Annotated in this window: 14 protein-coding genes and 1 pseudogene; 9 read left to right on the top strand and 6 right to left on the bottom strand. The window is 60.7% G+C overall.

Annotation, left to right across the window (positions count from 1 at the left end; translation table 11 throughout):
* Nucleotides 1-38 precede the first annotated feature (38 nt).
* The 5 genes from AD665_RS15230 (at nucleotide 39) to AD665_RS15250 (ending at nucleotide 5,673) form a co-directional block, all read left to right on the top strand.
* Entirely contained in the window at nucleotides 39-770 is a 732-nt protein-coding gene (locus tag AD665_RS15230; RefSeq protein ID WP_024778947.1) for a DsbC family protein, read from the top strand.
* Between the two features lie 132 nt (nucleotides 771-902).
* Complete coding sequence (locus AD665_RS15235; RefSeq protein ID WP_024778948.1) at nucleotides 903-2,207, top strand: homoserine dehydrogenase; 1,305 nt, start codon at nucleotides 903-905, stop codon at nucleotides 2,205-2,207.
* Between the two features lie 104 nt (nucleotides 2,208-2,311).
* A complete protein-coding gene (thrC, locus tag AD665_RS15240) occupies nucleotides 2,312-3,721 on the top strand; it encodes a threonine synthase (RefSeq protein WP_024778949.1) in 1,410 nt (469 codons plus the stop codon).
* Nucleotides 3,722-3,842: 121 nt separating this feature from the next.
* Nucleotides 3,843-5,213 (top strand): transporter substrate-binding domain-containing protein, encoded by a 1,371-nt coding sequence (locus AD665_RS15245; protein ID WP_024778950.1) that lies wholly within the window; start codon nucleotides 3,843-3,845, stop codon nucleotides 5,211-5,213.
* A 172-nt stretch (nucleotides 5,214-5,385) separates the two neighbouring features.
* The gene (locus AD665_RS15250) at nucleotides 5,386-5,673 is read left to right on the top strand and encodes a DUF3509 domain-containing protein (protein ID WP_053192672.1); all 288 of its coding nucleotides are present in this window, start codon (nucleotides 5,386-5,388) and stop codon (nucleotides 5,671-5,673) included.
* Nucleotides 5,674-5,941: 268 nt separating this feature from the next.
* On the opposite strand, the gene AD665_RS15255 is transcribed toward AD665_RS15250, so the two are convergent.
* Nucleotides 5,942-7,141, bottom strand: coding sequence for a CaiB/BaiF CoA transferase family protein (locus AD665_RS15255; RefSeq protein ID WP_053192674.1), 1,200 nt, complete (start codon nucleotides 7,139-7,141; stop codon nucleotides 5,942-5,944).
* Nucleotides 7,142-7,287: 146 nt separating this feature from the next.
* Here AD665_RS15255 and AD665_RS15260 point away from each other — a divergent pair, with 146 nt between their 5' ends.
* The 3 genes from AD665_RS15260 (at nucleotide 7,288) to AD665_RS15270 (ending at nucleotide 11,043) form a co-directional block, all read left to right on the top strand.
* The gene (locus AD665_RS15260; protein ID WP_024778953.1) at nucleotides 7,288-7,830 is read left to right on the top strand and encodes a YaeQ family protein; all 543 of its coding nucleotides are present in this window, start codon (nucleotides 7,288-7,290) and stop codon (nucleotides 7,828-7,830) included.
* A gap of 147 nt (nucleotides 7,831-7,977) precedes the next feature.
* The gene (recJ, locus tag AD665_RS15265) at nucleotides 7,978-9,687 is read left to right on the top strand and encodes a single-stranded-DNA-specific exonuclease RecJ (RefSeq protein ID WP_053192677.1); all 1,710 of its coding nucleotides are present in this window, start codon (nucleotides 7,978-7,980) and stop codon (nucleotides 9,685-9,687) included.
* 249 nt (nucleotides 9,688-9,936) lie between these two features.
* Complete coding sequence (locus AD665_RS15270; protein WP_024778955.1) at nucleotides 9,937-11,043, top strand: NADH:flavin oxidoreductase/NADH oxidase; 1,107 nt, start codon at nucleotides 9,937-9,939, stop codon at nucleotides 11,041-11,043.
* A gap of 184 nt (nucleotides 11,044-11,227) precedes the next feature.
* Here the strand turns inward: AD665_RS15270 and AD665_RS15275 are convergent, their stop codons facing one another.
* Nucleotides 11,228-12,853, bottom strand: a complete 1,626-nt coding sequence (locus AD665_RS15275) for a glucan biosynthesis protein D (RefSeq protein WP_024778956.1) — start codon at nucleotides 12,851-12,853, stop codon at nucleotides 11,228-11,230.
* A gap of 420 nt (nucleotides 12,854-13,273) precedes the next feature.
* On the opposite strand from AD665_RS15275, the gene AD665_RS15280 reads away from it, so the two are divergent.
* Complete coding sequence (locus AD665_RS15280; protein WP_024778957.1) at nucleotides 13,274-13,459, top strand: hypothetical protein; 186 nt, start codon at nucleotides 13,274-13,276, stop codon at nucleotides 13,457-13,459.
* A 40-nt stretch (nucleotides 13,460-13,499) separates the two neighbouring features.
* Here AD665_RS15280 and AD665_RS27870 read toward each other — a convergent pair.
* The 4 genes and pseudogenes from AD665_RS27870 to AD665_RS15295 form a co-directional block, all read right to left on the bottom strand.
* Nucleotides 13,500-13,664: pseudogene (locus tag AD665_RS27870) on the bottom strand (type II toxin-antitoxin system RelE/ParE family toxin); the annotation flags it as partial.
* A 174-nt stretch (nucleotides 13,665-13,838) separates the two neighbouring features.
* Nucleotides 13,839-15,263 carry a gamma-aminobutyraldehyde dehydrogenase gene (locus tag AD665_RS15285; protein WP_024778958.1) on the bottom strand — a complete coding sequence of 475 codons (1,425 nt, stop codon included), beginning with the start codon at nucleotides 15,261-15,263 and terminating at the stop codon, nucleotides 13,839-13,841.
* A 144-nt stretch (nucleotides 15,264-15,407) separates the two neighbouring features.
* Nucleotides 15,408-16,226, bottom strand: a complete 819-nt coding sequence (locus AD665_RS15290) for an ABC transporter permease (protein WP_024778959.1) — start codon at nucleotides 16,224-16,226, stop codon at nucleotides 15,408-15,410.
* Complete coding sequence (locus AD665_RS15295; RefSeq protein WP_024778960.1) at nucleotides 16,216-17,160, bottom strand: ABC transporter permease; 945 nt, start codon at nucleotides 17,158-17,160, stop codon at nucleotides 16,216-16,218. The genes AD665_RS15290 and AD665_RS15295 overlap by 11 nt, the downstream gene beginning before the upstream one ends.

The following is a 17,160-nucleotide window of genomic DNA, read 5'->3' on the forward strand; positions in this document are numbered from 1 at the left end:
GGCGTTTCTCGTCCCATTTGTTTGCCTCAGGAGTTCCCATGCGTTTGATCCAGATGTTCACCGCCGCTGCCATTGCGTTGGCCAGCACCTTTGCCATTGCCGACGACGCGGCGGACAAGGCTATTCGCAAGAGCCTGGAAAACCTTCAGCTCGAAGTACCGATCGAAGCCATTTCTGCCAGCCCGATGGCCGGCCTGTATGAAGTCAAGCTCAAAGGCAGCCGCGTGCTCTACGCCAGCGCCGACGGTCAGTACATCGTCCAGGGCAACCTGTTCGAGCTCAAGGACGGTAAGCCGGTCAACCTCACCGAGCTGACCGAGCGCCAGGGCGTTTCCAAGCTGATCAACGGTATTCCGGTTGCCGAAACCGTGGTCTACCCGGCTGTGGGTGAAACCAAATCCCATATCACGGTGTTCACCGACACTACGTGCCCGTACTGCCACAAGCTGCACGCCGAAGTGCCGGAGCTGAACAAGCGAGGCATCGAAGTGCGCTACGTCGCGTTTCCACGCCAGGGCCTGGGCTCGCCGGGCGACGAGCAGTTGCAGGCCGTGTGGTGCTCCAAGGACAAGAAAGCAGCCATGGACAAGATGGTCGATGGCAAGGAGATCAAGGCCGCCAAGTGCGAGAACCCGGTCTCCAAGCAGTTTGCCCTGGGGCAGTCAATAGGCGTGAACGGTACGCCGGCAATTGTTTTGGCAGATGGTCAGGTAATTCCGGGCTACCAGCCGGCGCCGCAAGTCGCCAAACTGGCCCTCGGCGCGAAATAATCATGGGCAATATGCTGATGAAGAGCATGGCTCGGCGAAAACCTTCGCCGGGCCGTTAAACGCAGAGCCGCGTTGCTGCGCGGCTGTATTTCACGGCCGACCTTGCGTCGGCCGTTTCATGGGGAGTCAAGAGTGAATCCGGTCAAAGTAGGCATCTGTGGGTTAGGTACCGTCGGTGGCGGCACCTTCAACGTACTTCAGCGTAACGCCGAGGAGATTGCCCGCCGTGCCGGGCGTGGAATCGAAGTGGCACAAATTGCCATGCGTACGCCAAAGCCTCAGTTCCAGACGACCGGTATTTCGATTACCAACGATGTATTCGCCGTGGCGGCCAACCCTGAGGTCGATATCGTCATCGAGCTGATGGGCGGCTATACCGTGGCCCGTGAGCTGGTGCTCAAGGCCATCGAGAACGGCAAGCACGTGGTCACCGCCAACAAGGCGCTGATCGCCGTGCACGGTAACGAAATTTTCGCCAAGGCCCGTGAAAAGGGCGTGATCGTGGCGTTCGAAGCCGCCGTGGCTGGTGGTATCCCGGTGATCAAGGCCATCCGTGAAGGCCTGTCGGCCAACCGCATCAATTGGGTCGCCGGTATCATCAACGGCACTGGTAACTTCATCCTCACCGAAATGCGCGAGAAGGGCCGGACCTTCGAGGACGTGCTCTGCGAAGCCCAGGCCCTGGGTTACGCCGAGGCCGATCCGACGTTTGACGTGGAAGGCATCGATGCGGCGCACAAGCTGACGATCCTGGCGTCCATCGCCTTTGGTATCCCGCTGCAGTTCGACAAGGCCTACACCGAAGGCATCACCAAGCTGACCACTGCTGATGTGAACTACGCCGAAGCCCTGGGCTACCGCATCAAACACCTGGGGGTTGCCCGCAGCACCGCCAGCGGCATCGAGCTGCGCGTGCATCCGACCCTGATCCCGGCCGACCGCCTGATAGCCAACGTCAACGGTGTGATGAACGCCGTCATGGTCAACGGTGACGCCTCTGGATCGACCCTGTTCTACGGCGCCGGCGCTGGCATGGAACCGACCGCTTCATCGGTCGTGGCCGACCTGGTGGACGTGGTGCGTGCCATGACGTCGGATCCGGAGAACCGTGTGCCGCACCTGGCGTTTCAGCCGGACTCGCTGTCGGCGCATCCGATTCTTCCGATCGAAGCGTGCGAAAGTGCTTACTACTTGCGCATCCAGGCCAAGGACCATCCGGGCGTACTGGCCCAGGTGGCGAGCATCCTGTCGGAGCGCGGCATCAACATCGAGTCGATCATGCAGAAGGAAGTCGAGGAACACGACGGCCTGGTGCCGATGATTCTGCTGACCCACCGCGTGGTCGAGCAGCGTATCAACGACGCGATTGCAGCGCTGGAAGCGCTCCAGGACGTGGTAGGCCCTGTGGTCCGTATCCGCGTTGAACATCTGAATTAATTCAGCTGCAAGCGGCAAGTCACAAGCTACAGGTTGAAAGCGGATCGGCTTCTACTTGTAGCTTGCAGCTTGACGCTCGAAGCTCAAACCAAAGGTTTGCCCCCATGCGCTATATCAGCACCCGCGGCCAGGCACCGGCCCTGAATTTCGAAGATGTCCTGCTGGCCGGCCTGGCCACGGACGGCGGCCTCTATGTGCCGGAAAACCTGCCGCGTTTCACCCAGGAAGAAATCGCCTCCTGGGCCGGCCTGCCGTATCACGAGCTGGCCTTCCGCGTCATGCGTCCGTTCGTCACCGGCAGTATCCCGGACGCCGACTTCAAAAAGATCCTGGAAGAGACCTATGGCGTCTTTTCCCACAACGCCATTGCCCCGCTGCGTCAGCTCAACGGTAACGAGTGGGTAATGGAGCTGTTCCACGGCCCGACCCTGGCATTCAAGGATTTCGCTCTGCAATTGCTCGGTCGTCTGCTGGACTACGTGCTGCACAAGCGTGGCGAGCGCGTGGTCATTGTCGGTGCTACTTCCGGCGACACCGGTTCGGCCGCCATCGAAGGCTGCAAGCACTGCGAGAACGTCGACATCTTCATCCTGCATCCGCACAACCGTGTCTCGGAAGTGCAGCGCCGGCAGATGACGACGATCTTCGGCGATAACATCCACAACATCGCCATTGAAGGCAACTTCGATGACTGCCAGGAAATGGTCAAGGCCAGTTTCGCCGACCAGGGCTTCCTCAAGGGCACGCGGCTGGTGGCAGTGAACTCGATCAACTGGGCGCGGATCATGGCCCAGATCGTTTATTACTTCCACGCGGCCCTGCAGTTGGGCGGTCCGGCACGTTCGGTGTCGTTCTCGGTGCCTACCGGCAACTTCGGTGACATCTTCGCCGGCTACCTGGCGCGCAACATGGGCCTGCCGATCAATCAACTGATCGTCGCCACCAACCGCAACGACATCCTGCACCGCTTCATGAGCGGCAACCAGTACGTCAAGGAAACCCTGCACGCCACGCTGTCGCCCTCCATGGACATCATGGTGTCGTCGAACTTCGAGCGCCTGCTGTTCGACCTGCATGGTCGCAACGGCGCGGCGATTGCCGGGCTGATGGACAGTTTCCGCCAGGGTGGCGGTTTCAGTGTCGAGGCCGAGCGCTGGACCGAAGCCCGCAAGCTGTTCGACTCCCTGGCGGTGGACGACGCGCAAACCTGCGAAACCATTGCCGAGGTGTTCGAGCAGAGCGGCGAGTTACTTGACCCGCACACTGCCATCGGCGTGAGGGCTGCCCGTGAGTGCCGCCGCAGCCTGGACATCCCCATGGTGATTCTGGGAACCGCTCACCCGGTCAAGTTCCCGGAAGCGGTGGAGAAAGCTGGTGTAGGAAAAGCGCTTGAACTACCTGCACATCTTTCGGATTTGTTTGAGCGAGAAGAGCGCTGCACGGTGCTGCCTAATGACCTCAAAGCCGTACAGGCCTTTGTCAGTCAGCATGGCAACCGTGGCAAGCCTCTCTGATCGCTGAAACCTGTCACATTTTGAAGCCCGTCTCCTGACGGGCTTTCTTGTTTCTGCATGCCAAACTGATCGGGTTTTCGCCCCTTGGAGGGACGGGCGAGTCATCTCGAAGGAAATGCAGATGTTGTTTTTTATCAAATGCAAACCAGCGTTGAGCTGGATGGCAGGGCTGGCCCTGATCTGCTGGATGCAGTGGGGTGGCGCGGCACAGTTGGCAGCCTTTGACGCGCCGCCGTTCCAGTCTGGCGAGCGGCTGGTGCTGGACGCGCAGGAATTGCAGTGGATCGAGGAGCACCCCAGGGTCGTCGTGGCCTCGATGCAGTTTCCGTTGTACCTGTTCAAGAATGAACGTGGGCAGTGGAACGGACTGAACAACGACATTCTCCTGCGCATTGCACGGATGACGGGTCTCGAGTTCGTGCACCGGGAGTCGTTCTCCCCCGACCAGTTGCTGGCGATGCTGGAGCGGGGCGAGGCTGACATGACGACCACCATGGCGATGAACGATGAGCGTCGGGACTTCCTCAACTTCAGTCACGCATTTGGCGGTTCCGGCTGGGTATTCGTCGGTCGCGACGGAGAGCCGGCGCTCCATTCGCTGGAACAACTGAGGGGGAAGGTCCTGGCACTGCCGGCACGGCATGCATTGGAGACGGAGATCCGTCGTGACCACCCCACTGTCGAGCTGCGCACGGTCAAAACCTATGCAGAGGCGAGGGCGCTGGTGGAAAGTGGGGAGGCCCATGCCACCATCGAAAACGAAACCGGAGTGCATCTCTATCCTGCGGGACAGTTGAAGGTAGGAAAAACTCTTGATGGTAAGTGGGAGCCAGACTATCTGGCTGTACGTCAGGATCTACTGCCGCTGCTGAGTATCCTGAACAAGGCACTGGAAGTGTTTCCGGCCGAGGAAATGCGTGCCCTGCGTTCCAAGTGGATGGCGGGTGTCGTCCCCAGCAAGGCGCCGTCGCTTTGGCTGCGGGTGTCCCAATGGGGCTACTGGTGCGTCGTCGTGCTCGGGGTGTCCGGCCTTCTGTCGCTGCTGTGGAGCCGACGTCTGCAGATACAGATCGATCAGCGCCACAAGGCCGAAGCGGTCCTCAACGACCAATTGATGCTCCAGAAGGCCTTGATGGACGCCATTCCCGATCCGATTTTCATCCGTGATCTCGAAGGGCGTCTGCTCATGTGCAACAAGAGCTATGAGGAACAGTTCGCGACCCGTTTTGAAAAGCTGCGAGGGACACGCTTGACCGACTCCCCCGCGTTTCCGCCGACCACCGCCGAGTTGCTGCATGGAGAGATGATGGAGCAGCTGCGAACGGGTCAGTCCCGCTTCAGCGACCGCCAAGTGATGTTCAACAGTGGACTGCGGGATATCTACCATTGGTCGGTGCCGTTCTACGGCGCCGATGGGCGGTTGCGTGGTCTGCTGGGGGGCTGGAGCGATGTCGGGCGGCGATGGCGGCGTTCGCAAAGGATCCTGGCCTGATGCACGCGCACGATGAGAATGGCTTCCCGCAAAAGCTGTTTTTTCCCTGTCATATTGAACGCGCATCCTCAGTTGAACAGGCCGGTTCGGTGCGCTGACGAACTTTCTGCTGCGGCCGACGGTCACTTACTGTGCACATGCAGTTGTTTTCGGACTATTGAAGGGTGATCGAATGGAAAGTATCAGCCTATTGCTGGGTGAGGCTTTGAGCCCGTATCAGGTCACGCTGACTCCCTCCGGCGCCGGTGGCGAATGCCTGGTGACGCTGAAGAGTGCTTCTGGAGCCATCATGGTTGAGCGGGTGTTCAATCAGGCGCAGTTGACCGACAAGCGTCAACTGACGGACGTGGTCGATGGTCTGCATCGGGATGTACTGATCGCCGAGGGGCGTTTGGAGCCTTGTGTGATCGCGGCACTGCGTAATGTGGCTCGCGACAAGGTCATGACCGCAGCGAATTGAATGGCAGGTTGTGGGAACCTTCCTACCGTCCCGTGAGTCAGACTTTTTACCAACAAGATCAAGCATTGTGCTCCGGTGCTTGTCGCTTGTTGCACGGACCTCGAATGGTCACGTTTAACCCCGAGTCGTCTCCCCACTTCTCGGGGTTTCTTTTTGCCTGTCGTTTCGTTCCGTGTGGGAGCGCCTCAGCGAACCTTCCACGTCCGACTGCCAGGACACAAGGCGTTCCTGGCTGAAACGGTGCGGGCGTATTCAGGATTTGACACCTTTAAATCGCCCCCTCGGTGCGCAGGCGAGCGATTTGCTGCGCATCGTAGCCAAGCTCGCCGAGCACCTGGGCGTTGTGTTCCCCAAGCGTTGGCCCGACCCATTCGGCGCTGCCCGGCGTGTCGGAAAGTTTCGGTACGATGCCTGGCATCTTGAACGCCTTACCGTCCGGCAGCTTGGCTTGCAGGAACATTTCACGGGCCAGGAATTGTGGATCGCTGAACATGTCTTCGGCGCTGAAGATTCGGCTGGCCGGCACTTCGGCCCGGTTCAACTGTTCGATGACGGTATCGAGCGGCAATGAGTTGACCCAGCGATCGATGACGCCGTACAGCTCTTCGCGGCGGCTGTCTCGGCCGTCGTTGCTGGCCAGTTGCGGGTCATTGGCCAAATCGTCACGACCGATGACCTGCATGAAACGCTTGAAGATCGCGTCGCCGTTGGCGCCAATCTGCACGTGCTTGCCATCGGCGCTGGTGTGAATCGACGACGGCGTGATGCCGGGCATGATATTGCCGGTGCGCTCGCGGATGAAACCGAACACGTCGAATTCCGGCACCATGCTTTCCATCATGGCGAATATCGCCTCGTACAATGCCACGTCCACCACTTGTCCGCTGCCGCCGTTGACTTCGCGGTGACGCAGGGCCATCAATGCACCGATCACGCCCCACAGGGCGGCGATGGAGTCACCGATGGAAATCCCGGTGCGCACTGGCGGGCGGTCTTCGAATCCGGTGATGTAGCGCAGGCCGCCCATGGATTCGCCCACTGCGCCGAACCCGGGCTGATCCTTCATCGGCCCGGTCTGGCCGAACCCGGAGAGACGCACCATCACCAGCTTCGGGTTCAATGCGTGCAGCACCTCCCAGCCCAGGCCGAGCTTTTCCAGTACGCCGGGGCGAAAGTTTTCGATCAGGATGTCGGCTTCGCCAATCAGCTGTTTCAGGACCGCCAGCCCGTCGGGGTGTTTCAGGTTCAGGGTCAGGGATTTCTTGTTGCGCGCCTGGACGAACCACCACAGGGAGGTGCCTTCATACAACTTGCGCCACTTGCGCAGCGGGTCACCGCCGTCGGGCGATTCGACCTTGACCACTTCGGCACCGAATTCGGCACAGATCCGCGAGGCAAAAGGCCCGGCGATCAAGGTGCCGAGTTCGATGACTTTGACCCCGGCAAGGGGTTTGGCTGTGAGCGACATGAAAGATCCTGTAGGACAAAACGGAACGAATAGAGCGTTTTATCATAGGCCAGCGTCAGTCGCCGCAGGTTGATGGTCGGCAATTCGTGGATTTGCCGTTTCATCGGTTAGACTTGCCGCCTTTCCACGTATCAAGAAGCCCGTTCATGGCCCAGCCGTCCACGACCTACAAGTTTGAACTGAACCTCACCGACCTCGATCGCAATGTCTACGAGAATGTGAAGCAGACCATCGCCCGCCATCCTTCGGAAACCGAGGAGCGCATGACCGTGCGGCTGCTGGCCTACGCTCTCTGGTACAACGAACTGCTGTCGTTTGGTCGTGGTCTGTCAGATGTCGATGAACCTGCACTGTGGGAAAAAAGTCTGGATGACCGCGTGCTGCACTGGATCGAAGTCGGTCAGCCCGACGTTGATCGCCTGACCTGGTGCTCGCGCCGTACCGAGCGCACCAGCCTGCTGGCCTATGGCAGCCTGCGGGTCTGGGAAGGCAAGGTGATCCCGGCGGTGAAAGGCCTGAAGAACGTCAACATCGCCGCTGTGCCCCAGGATGTGCTGGAAACCCTGGCCCAGGACATGCCCCGCGTGATCAAGTGGGATGTCATGATCAGCGAAGGGACAATGTTCGTGACCGACGACCGTGGCCAGCATGAAGTTCAACTGCAGTGGTTGCTGGGCGAGCGCGGTTGATTCCTGTGGGAGCGAGCCTGCTCGCGATAGCGGTGGATCATCTCGCAACTCAGAGACTGACACACCGCTATCGCGAGCAGGCTCGCGCCCACATGCAGCTCTTTTGCCGATAGTTTCAATGACCCATAGAAGAATGTCTGTAACCCCATGCGCATAGAACCCCGCCAGCTCCCCGCCACCCTGCCGTTCCTCGGTGACCTGCCGCCCCTGCTGACCCGCCTGTATGCGGCGCGTGGCGTGCAGTCCGAGGCCGAACTGGACAAGAGTCTGGCGCGCCTGATTCCCTATCAGCAGCTCAAGGGCATCGATGCGGCGGTGGATCTTCTGGTAGTGGCCCTGGAGCAGCGCCAACGGATCCTGATCGTTGGCGATTTCGATGCCGACGGGGCAACGGCCAGTACCGTGGGTCTGTTGGGGCTGCGGCTGCTGGGGGCGGCCCATGTCGACTATCTGGTGCCCAATCGCTTCGAATACGGCTACGGGCTGACCCCGGAAATCGTCGAAGTCGCCCTGACCCGCGAGCCGCAACTGTTGATCACGGTGGACAACGGCATTTCCAGCGTGGAAGGTGTGGCGGCGGCGAAAGCGGCGGGGCTCAAGGTACTGGTGACCGACCACCACTTGCCGGGCACCGAGTTGCCGGCGGCCGATGCCATCGTCAATCCGAACCAGCCGGGCTGTGAATTCCCGAGCAAGGCGCTGGCGGGGGTCGGGGTGATTTTCTATGTGCTGATGGCCCTGCGCGCGCGGTTGCGCAGCTTGGGTTGGTATGCCACCAAGCCTCAGCCGAACATCGGTGAACTGCTGGACCTGGTGGCTCTGGGCAGTGTGGCAGACGTGGTGCCCCTGGATGCCAACAACCGGATCCTCGTGCATCAGGGCCTGGAACGCATTCGTGCCGGGCGCGCGCGCCCTGGCATCAAAGCCATTCTGGAAGTTGCCAAGCGTGACCACTCACGCATTACCTCGACCGATCTCGGGTTCATCCTGGGGCCGCGTCTGAATGCGGCAGGACGCCTGGACGACATGAGCCTGGGCATCGAATGCCTGCTCACCGACGACGAGGCGCTGGCCCGGGAAATGGCCGCGCAGCTGGATGGCATGAACCAGGATCGCAAATCCATCGAGCAGGGCATGCAGCGTGAGGCGCTGGCCCAGCTCAAGGAGCTGCCGGTTGAATCGATGCCGTTCGGTCTGTGCCTGTTCGATCCGCAGTGGCACCAGGGTGTCATCGGCATCCTTGCCTCCCGAATGAAAGAACGTTACTTCCGTCCGACCATTGCCTTCGCCGATGCCGGAGACGGCATGCTCAAGGGGTCTGGCCGTTCGGTGCAGGGGTTTCATATTCGCGACGCCCTGAGTGTCGTGGCCGCGCAGCATCCTACCCTGATCACCAAGTACGGCGGTCATGCCATGGCGGCAGGGCTGTCATTGCCGGAGGCGAATTTCCCGTTGTTCGCCGAGGCTTTCGACGCGGAAGTGCGCAGGCAGTTGCGTGAAGAGGACCTGACCGGGCGCCTGTTGTCGGATGGCACCCTGGCGGTGGAAGAATTCCATCTGGAACTGGCCCGGGCCCTGCGCCATGCCGGCCCCTGGGGCCAGCATTTTCCGGAACCGTTGTTCCACGGTGTGTTCCAGCTGGTCGAGCAGCGGGTGGTGGGCGAACGGCACCTGAAGGTGGTACTCAGGAGCGAGTGCGGTTCGGTGAAGCTCGATGGCATCGCCTTTGGCATCGACCGCGACGTCTGGCCGAACCCGACCGTGCGCTGGGTCGAGTTGGCCTACAAACTCGATCTCAACGAGTTTCGTGGCCAGGAAACGGTGCAGTTGATGATTGCCCATATCGAGCCGCGGTAGGCCCACAGATTTCCCAAGGCGATGATCCTCCTGTGGCGAGGGGATAAATCCCCTCGCCACAGGAGCTTGTTTTAAACGCGAAACCCTGCCTTATCCCAGGTTGTCGACTAGGCTCTAAACACTGGTTGATAGCCCTTGTGACGTCTTGTCCTTTTTCTTTGCCCGCGGGGGCGGGTGCTGCACCTTTTGTCACTCGTCGACTTTTCAAACAGAACCTGGAGCCTGCCCACTGATTCGAAGAGGTGCCCCATGAGTCTGCTGCTTGAACCCTATACCGTACGCCAATTGACCCTGCCCAACCGCATCGCGGTATCACCGATGTGCCAGTATTCGAGTGTCGATGGCCTGGCCAACGACTGGCATCTGGTGCACCTCGGCAGCCGTGCCGTGGGCGGCGCCGGCCTGGTATTCACCGAAGCCACCGCTGTCACCGCCGACGGCCGCATTACCGCCCAGGACCTGGGGTTGTGGAACGATGAACAGATCGAGCCGCTGCAACGCATCACCCGCTTCATCACCGCCCAGGGCTCTGTGCCGGGCATTCAGTTGGCCCACGCCGGGCGCAAGGCCAGTACCTGGCGGCCCTGGTTGGGCAAGCATGGCAGCGTGAAGCCTGCGGATGGCGGCTGGGTGCCGGTCGGTCCCTCGCCGATTGCCTTCGACCCGCAGCACACGCAGCCGTCCCAACTGGACGAAGGACAGATCAATGGTGTCATCCAGGCGTTCGTGGATGCCGCCAAACGGGCCTTGACGGCCGGTTTCAAGGTGGTCGAGGTCCACGCGGCCCATGGCTATCTGCTGCATCAGTTCCTGTCTCCGCTGAGCAATCAGCGGCGCGATCAATATGGTGGTTCGTTCGAAAACCGTATCCGGCTGGTGCTGCAGGTCACCGAAGCGGTCAGGGCCGTATGGCCTGAGGAGTTGCCGGTGTTCGTGCGTGTCTCGGCCACCGATTGGGTCGAGGATGGCTGGAATCCCGATGAAACCGTCGAGCTGGCGCGGCGATTCAGGGCGTTGGGGGTCGATCTGATCGATGTGTCATCGGGCGGTACCGCGGCGAATGCGGAGATCCCTACCGGTCCGGGTTACCAGACGCGTTTTGCCGAACGGGTGCGCAAGGAGTCGGAAATCGCCACCGGCACCGTCGGCATGATCACCGAGCCAGCCCAGGCCGAGCACATTCTGCGAACCTGCCAGGCCGACATCATTTTCCTGGCCCGCGAGTTGTTGCGCGATCCGTACTGGGCGCTGCATGCCGATGATGACCTGGGTGGGCGCAAGGCAGTCTGGCCGGCGCAGTATCAGCGTGCGACCCATCGGGACCAGCCGATTCATGAGTCGGATCTGCGGGACTGACTGTTTCTGCAAAAAACAAAGCCCCGGTCGTTCAGGCCGGGGCTTTTCTTTGGTTGAAATTTTCTCTGCTTGCACTGGCCTCATCGCGAGCAGGCTCGCTCCCACAAGGAATTCCTATGCAATGAGATCACTGTGTGGGAGCGAGCCTGCTCGCGATGGGGCCAGCCCGGACGACCAATAACTATCAGGGATACTTGCGCTTATCCGGCGCCGGCGGGAAGTACTGGTAAAGCCAGGTCTCGCTCAGGGTCCGGTCCTTGCTGCGAATGAACAGGCGCATCTCCACCGGGTCCACCCGGTCATCGGTCGGGTACCAGTCGAAGGTAATGCGATAGCCCTTGATCGCATCCACCACCAACACGTTGAAGTCCTTCACCTCGCCATGGGAGCAAGTCACCACCGGTTCGATACCGGTCCCAGGGGGCAACTGGTCGATACCGCCGCCACTGAAGTCCACGGCAAAGCGTCGCGCCCAGACGGTGGGGTAATGCTCGCCCGGTGCCCAGCCTTCGATGAACCCACCCATGCCTGAACGGCTCGCATGGACCTGTGCCAGCTCGGTGCTCACCGGTGGCAGGGCGCTCCAGTAGAGTTTGTAGCCGTAGTTCAGTGAATCACCGGCTGCAACCGGTTTTTTTGGCGACCAGAACGCGACGATGTTATCCAGGGTTTCGCCGGTGGTAGGAATTTCCAGCAGATCCACAGAGCCTTCGCCCCAGGCTGTTGTCGGCTCGACCCATAGGCTTGGACGCTTGCTGTACCAGTCCACGGTATCCTGGTAGCTCTCGAAGCTATGGTCGGTCTGCACCAGGCCGAAGCCTTTCGGGTTGTTGTCGGCAAAAGCGTTGAATTGCAGGGTGGCTGGATTGTTCAGCGGACGGCAGACCCATTCGCCATTGCCGCGCCACATGGCCAGTCGGTCGGAGTCGTGGATCTGCGGGTGAATGGTGTCGCACATGCGCCGTTCGACGGTGCCGCAACTGAACATGCTGGTCATCGGCGCAATGCCGAGTTGTTCGATGGCGGTCCGAGCGTTGATGTGGGCGTCGACTTCCATCACGACCCGGGTGGGCTGGCAATCGATGTCAAAACGATAAGCGCCGGTGGCGCTGGGGGAGTCGAGCAGTGCATAGACCACGAAACGGGTGCTGTTCTTGTCCGGGGTTTCGAACCAGAACTGAGTGAAGTCCGGAAACTCCTCGCGGTGTTTGGCATACGTATCGATTGCCAATCCACGGGCCGAGAGGCCGTACTGGCCGCTGGCGTCCACGGCGCGGAAATAACTGGCGCCCAGAAACGAAACGATGTCGTGCCGGTCCAGCTCCGGCGCCTTGAAGGCCCGGAACCCGGAGAACCCCAGGTCACCCGTCAGTTGCGCGGTGTTGACCGTGGTTTTCTCGTAGTTGAACAACTCCGGGCGGAAATGCACTTCACGGGCCAGGCGGGTCTTCGGATTGACACTGTGCATGCGCACCGGCTGCTTGAAACCCATGCCGACGTGGAAAAACTGTACGTCCAGTTGGCCATCCAGCTCATTCCACAGCGAATGGTTGGCGTCATACCGGATAGCGTTGAACTGCAGGGGCGACATCATCGCCAATGTTTCCGGCAAGACTTGCTTGGTATCGACGTAACGTTGCCCGGCCAGCCGCTTGGCCTGGTCTTTCAGGTTCTTGAAGTCGAAGGGGAGGGCTTCGCCGTCTGCCGTCCGATCGGCGGCCCAGGCCCGTGCCGCCATGAGGCCCGAAGCCGAAAGCCCGGTATAGGCGGCGAAAGCCATGGAGGCCTTGAGCAGGTTCCTGCGATGCATAAATACAACCTTTCTCGAAACAATCCCCAGCCGCTCCTGGCAACAGAGACTGATACAACTGATAAAGGAGTTCGGACATGCCTTTGGCCAAACGCGACGGAGGTGGCCTGTGTGGCTAACTCGAATACTCAAATTAACCGCACAAGCCACCAGAACAGATGCCTGAGAGCCGGATCGGTTCACCGAGGCGCAAAATCATAGGGGATACGTCGACGGCTGAGAAAAGGAAAGCGTGGCTTGGTTAAATTTCCTTACAGATATTTCTTTTTTCTCCGGGGTATCTGCATTTTTTTGACTAATTACTCTAAAACTGCCTCCTCGCTGTGTGAATCGCCCCTATTCTTTAGCTTGGCAAAGGGGTTCCGTCCGCGAGCCCGGCAGGCTCCGGGAATCAATTCGACGTACACAAGGACACCGTTCATGACGAAACTACAGGGCATTGCTGAAATGCTGGGGCTCTTCCCATGCCTGCACAACGTGCGCCGGACGCGGCGCCTTAGCCTGGAGGAACTGCGATTGGTGGAGCGCTACCGCGAGCTGTCGGAAAACGACCGGATCGCCATGCGTTACCTGGTGGATGCGATGAGGAGTGTTTCGCGGTTTTGAGCCGGTTGTCGTACTGGATCGGTCTGGGCAGAGTCACTGCTTATTCCATCGACCAGTCCCGGGGACGTTCTGTGCGCTGGTGCAATATGCGCAAGATCTGCAATTGACCTTGTACGACCCGGTAAGGTGCAACGAATGGGTAGCGTGTCAGCACCAGTTCTCGAACATCCGGAACGGCTGAAGGACGGCCGCAGCCGGGGAGACGCCAAACGACAAAACAGGCGAGACCATGGAGAGATACCCTTGGGTGTATACGTTGTAGACAACTCCAGGGCCTGCCAGGATTTCCGTCAACCAGCGAGGGTGCACCGGTTGACGAAAACCTTAGCAAGACGAAGGCGGGGGGCCGTGCGCATGTGTTTCCAGATACTTATTGCATTTAATGCTTGAACATCACATGCCGCACCACCGTGTAGTCCTCCAGCCCATACATGGACATGTCCTTGCCATACCCGGAATGTTTCTGACCGCCGTGGGGCATTTCGCTGACGAGCATGAAGTGGGTATTCACCCAGGTGCAGCCGTATTGCAGGCGCGCCGACAGGCGATGGGCGCGGCCGACGTCGCGGGTCCATACCGATGAGGCCAGGCCATAGTCAGAATCGTTGGCCCAGTCCAGTACCTGCGCTTCATCGAGGAACGGGGTGACGGACACCACCGGGCCGAAGACCTCCCGGCGCACGATCTCATCGTCCTGCTGGGCATCGGCCAGTACCGTCGGTTCGAAGAAGAACCCGTTGCCGTCCACGGCTTTGCCACCGGTGATCAAACGGATATGTGGCTGGGCGATGGCGCGTTCGACGAGCCCGGCCACGCGGTCTCGATGCTGGGCGGTGATCAGCGGGCCCATCTCGGTGTCCGGTGCGGTCTGCAGGCCGTACTTGATGCTGCCCACCGCAGCGCCGAGTTTTTCGACGAACTGGTCGTAGATGCCTTGCTGGGCATAGATGCGGCAGGCCGCGGTGCAATCCTGGCCGGCATTGTAGAAACCGAAAGTGCGGATGCCTTCCACGGCGGCGTCGATGTCGGCGTCGTCGAAGATGATCACCGGGGCCTTGCCGCCCAGTTCCATATGCGTGCGTTTGACGCTGTCGGCGGTGCTGGAAATGATGTGCGAGCCGGTGGCGATGGAGCCGGTGAGCGACACCATGCGCACTTTCGGGTGAGTGATCAGCGGCTGGCCGACGGTCTGCCCACGACCGAACACCACGTTGAGTACCCCGGCCGGGAAAATGTCTGCTGCCAGTTCCGCCAGGCGCAACGCCGTCAGGGGCGTCTGTTCCGAGGGCTTGAGTACAACGGTATTACCCGCGGCCAGGGCCGGGGCGATTTTCCAGGCAACCATCATCAGCGGATAGTTCCAGGGTGCGATGGAGGCAATAACGCCCACCGGGTCGCGGCGGATCATCGAAGTATGCCCCGGCAGGTATTCGCCCCCCGCCGAGCCGTTCATGCAGCGACTGGCGCCGGCAAAGAAACGGAACACATCGGCAATGGCCGGGATCTCATCGTTCAGGGCGGCGCCCAGGGGTTTGCCACAGTTGTCCGACTCCAGCTTCGCCAGTTCTTCGCCATGGGCTTCAATGGCGTCGGCCAGTTTGAGCAGCAGCAGGGAGCGGTCCTTGGGCGGGATCTGCGACCAACTGTCGAAGGCATCAGCGGCAGCGCGCACGGCGGCATCGACCTGGGCCTCGCTGGCTTCGTTGATTTCCACCAGCACCCGACCCAGTGCCGGATTGAACACGGCCTGTCCGGGACCTTCGCCGTTCACCAGGCGACCGTTGATCAGCAGTTTGGTTTGCATGTCCATGTCCTCTCAAGTTGTTGTTTTTTGTGGGAGCGAGCCTGCTCGCGAAGGTGTTCCACCAGGCAACCCTTGCACTGACTGGAGCACCGCTTTCGCGAGCAGGCTCGCTCCCACAGGGGGGCATCGCTGTTCATGCCTGAGTTATTTCCCCCCGCTCCCCGCCACGCTCTCACCCCCACGGGTCAGGTAGTAGGCGCCCAATATCGGCAGCATGGTGACGATCATCACCAGCATGGCGACGACGTTGGTCACCGGCACGTCGCGGGGGCGGCTGAGTTGGTTGAGCAGCCAGAGCGGCAGGGTACGTTCGTGGCCGGCAGTGAAGGTGGTGACAATGATTTCGTCGAACGACAGCGCGAACGCCAACATGCCGCCGGCCAGCAGTGCCGAGCCGAGATTGGGCAGGATGATGTAGCGGAAGGTCTGCCAGCCATCGGCCCCCAGGTCCATCGAGGCCTCGATCAGGCTGTGGGAGGTACGGCGCAACCGGGCGATGACGTTGTTGTAGACGATCACTACACAGAAAGTGGCGTGGCCGACGACGATGGTGAACATGCCCGGCTCGATTCCCAGGGTCTTGAACGTGGCCAGAAGTGCAATGCCGGTGATGATCCCCGGCAGGGCAATGGGCAGGATCAGCATCAGGGATATTCCCTGCTTGCCGAAGAAGTCGCGGCGGTACAGCGCCGCCGAGGCCAACGTGCCGAGTACCATGGCGATCAGGGTGGCGATGCTCGCGATCTGCAACGACAGCTTGATCGCCTCCAGTACATCAGGACGGGCGAAAGCCACGCTGAACCATTTCAGGGTCAAGCCCTTGGGCGGGAAGCTGAACGCGGCGTCCTCGGTATTGAAGGCATAGAGGAAGATGATCAGGATCGGGAAGTGCAGGAACACCAGTCCCCCCCAAGCCGCGATGCGCAAACCCCATGACGCCCGGGATGAAGAATCAGAGTGCATCGAAAGCCCCCAGGCGCTTGACGATAGACAGGTAAATGGCGATCAGCACGATGGGCACCAGCGTGAAGGCTGCGGCCATGGGCATGTTGCCGATGGCGCCTTGCTGGGCGTAGACCATGCTGCCGACGAAGTATCCCGGCGGGCCCACCAGCTGGGGCACGATGAAATCCCCCAGGGTCAGCGAGAACGTGAAGATCGAACCGGCGGCGATGCCCGGGACCGACAGCGGCAGGACCACTTGCATGAACGTCTGGCGTGGCTTGGCACCCAGGTCCGCCGAGGCTTGCAGCAGCGAGGGCGGCAGGCGCTCCAGGGACGCCTGGATCGGCAGGATCATGAACGGCAGCCAGATATAGACAAACACCAGGAAGCGTCCCAGGTGCGAAGTGGACAGCGTGCTGCCGCCGACGCCGGGGATTTCCAGCACGAACTGCAACACCGGCCCCAGGCCCAGGTGCTGAATGAACCACTGCGCCACGCCGCCTTTGGCCAGCAACAATGTCCAGGCATAGGCCTTGACGATGTAGCTGGCCCACATGGGCAGCATTACCGCGATGTAGAAAAACGCCTTGGTCTTGCCGCTGGTGTAGCGCGCCATGTAATAGGCGATGGGGAACGCGACGACGGCGCTGGCGATGGACACCGCGATGGCCATGGTCACGGTGCGCAGGATGATGTCGAAGTTCGAGGGTTGGAACAGTGCCGCGAAATTCGCCAGGGTCAGGTCCGGCGTGACCGCCATGGTGAAATCGTCGAAGGTGTAGAAGCCTTGCCACAGCAAGGTCAGCAGCGAGCCCAGGTAGATCGCGCCGAACCAGATCAGCGGCGGTACCAGCAGCATCGACAGGTACAGGTTGGGCCGTCGGTACAGCAGGTTGGAAAACCGTCGCAGCGAACCCGGTGCAGGTGTCCGGGGGAGAGCCAGTGTATTCAT

Source organism: Pseudomonas corrugata (assembly GCF_001269905.1).
GTDB lineage: Bacteria > Pseudomonadota > Gammaproteobacteria > Pseudomonadales > Pseudomonadaceae > Aquipseudomonas > Aquipseudomonas corrugata.

Bases quoted from the DNA above. Each gene is read 5' to 3' on its own strand.
- AD665_RS15275 (WP_024778956.1), bottom strand. From the start codon at position 12,853: ATGCATCGCAGGAACCTGCTCAAGGCCTCCATGGCTTTCGCCGCCTAT.
- AD665_RS15270 (WP_024778955.1), top strand. From the start codon at position 9,937: ATGAGTCTGCTGCTTGAACCCTATACCGTACGCCAATTGACCCTGCCC.
- AD665_RS15295 (WP_024778960.1), bottom strand. From the start codon at position 17,160: ATGAATACACTGGCTCTCCCCCGGACACCTGCACCGGGTTCGCTGCGA.
- AD665_RS15245 (WP_024778950.1), top strand. From the start codon at position 3,843: ATGTTGTTTTTTATCAAATGCAAACCAGCGTTGAGCTGGATGGCAGGG.
- recJ (WP_053192677.1), top strand. From the start codon at position 7,978: ATGCGCATAGAACCCCGCCAGCTCCCCGCCACCCTGCCGTTCCTCGGT.
- AD665_RS15250 (WP_053192672.1), top strand. From the start codon at position 5,386: ATGGAAAGTATCAGCCTATTGCTGGGTGAGGCTTTGAGCCCGTATCAG.
- AD665_RS15260 (WP_024778953.1), top strand. From the start codon at position 7,288: ATGGCCCAGCCGTCCACGACCTACAAGTTTGAACTGAACCTCACCGAC.
- AD665_RS15230 (WP_024778947.1), top strand. From the start codon at position 39: ATGCGTTTGATCCAGATGTTCACCGCCGCTGCCATTGCGTTGGCCAGC.
- AD665_RS15255 (WP_053192674.1), bottom strand. From the start codon at position 7,141: ATGTCGCTCACAGCCAAACCCCTTGCCGGGGTCAAAGTCATCGAACTC.
- AD665_RS15280 (WP_024778957.1), top strand. From the start codon at position 13,274: ATGACGAAACTACAGGGCATTGCTGAAATGCTGGGGCTCTTCCCATGC.
- AD665_RS15290 (WP_024778959.1), bottom strand. From the start codon at position 16,226: ATGCACTCTGATTCTTCATCCCGGGCGTCATGGGGTTTGCGCATCGCG.
- thrC (WP_024778949.1), top strand. From the start codon at position 2,312: ATGCGCTATATCAGCACCCGCGGCCAGGCACCGGCCCTGAATTTCGAA.
- AD665_RS15285 (WP_024778958.1), bottom strand. From the start codon at position 15,263: ATGCAAACCAAACTGCTGATCAACGGTCGCCTGGTGAACGGCGAAGGT.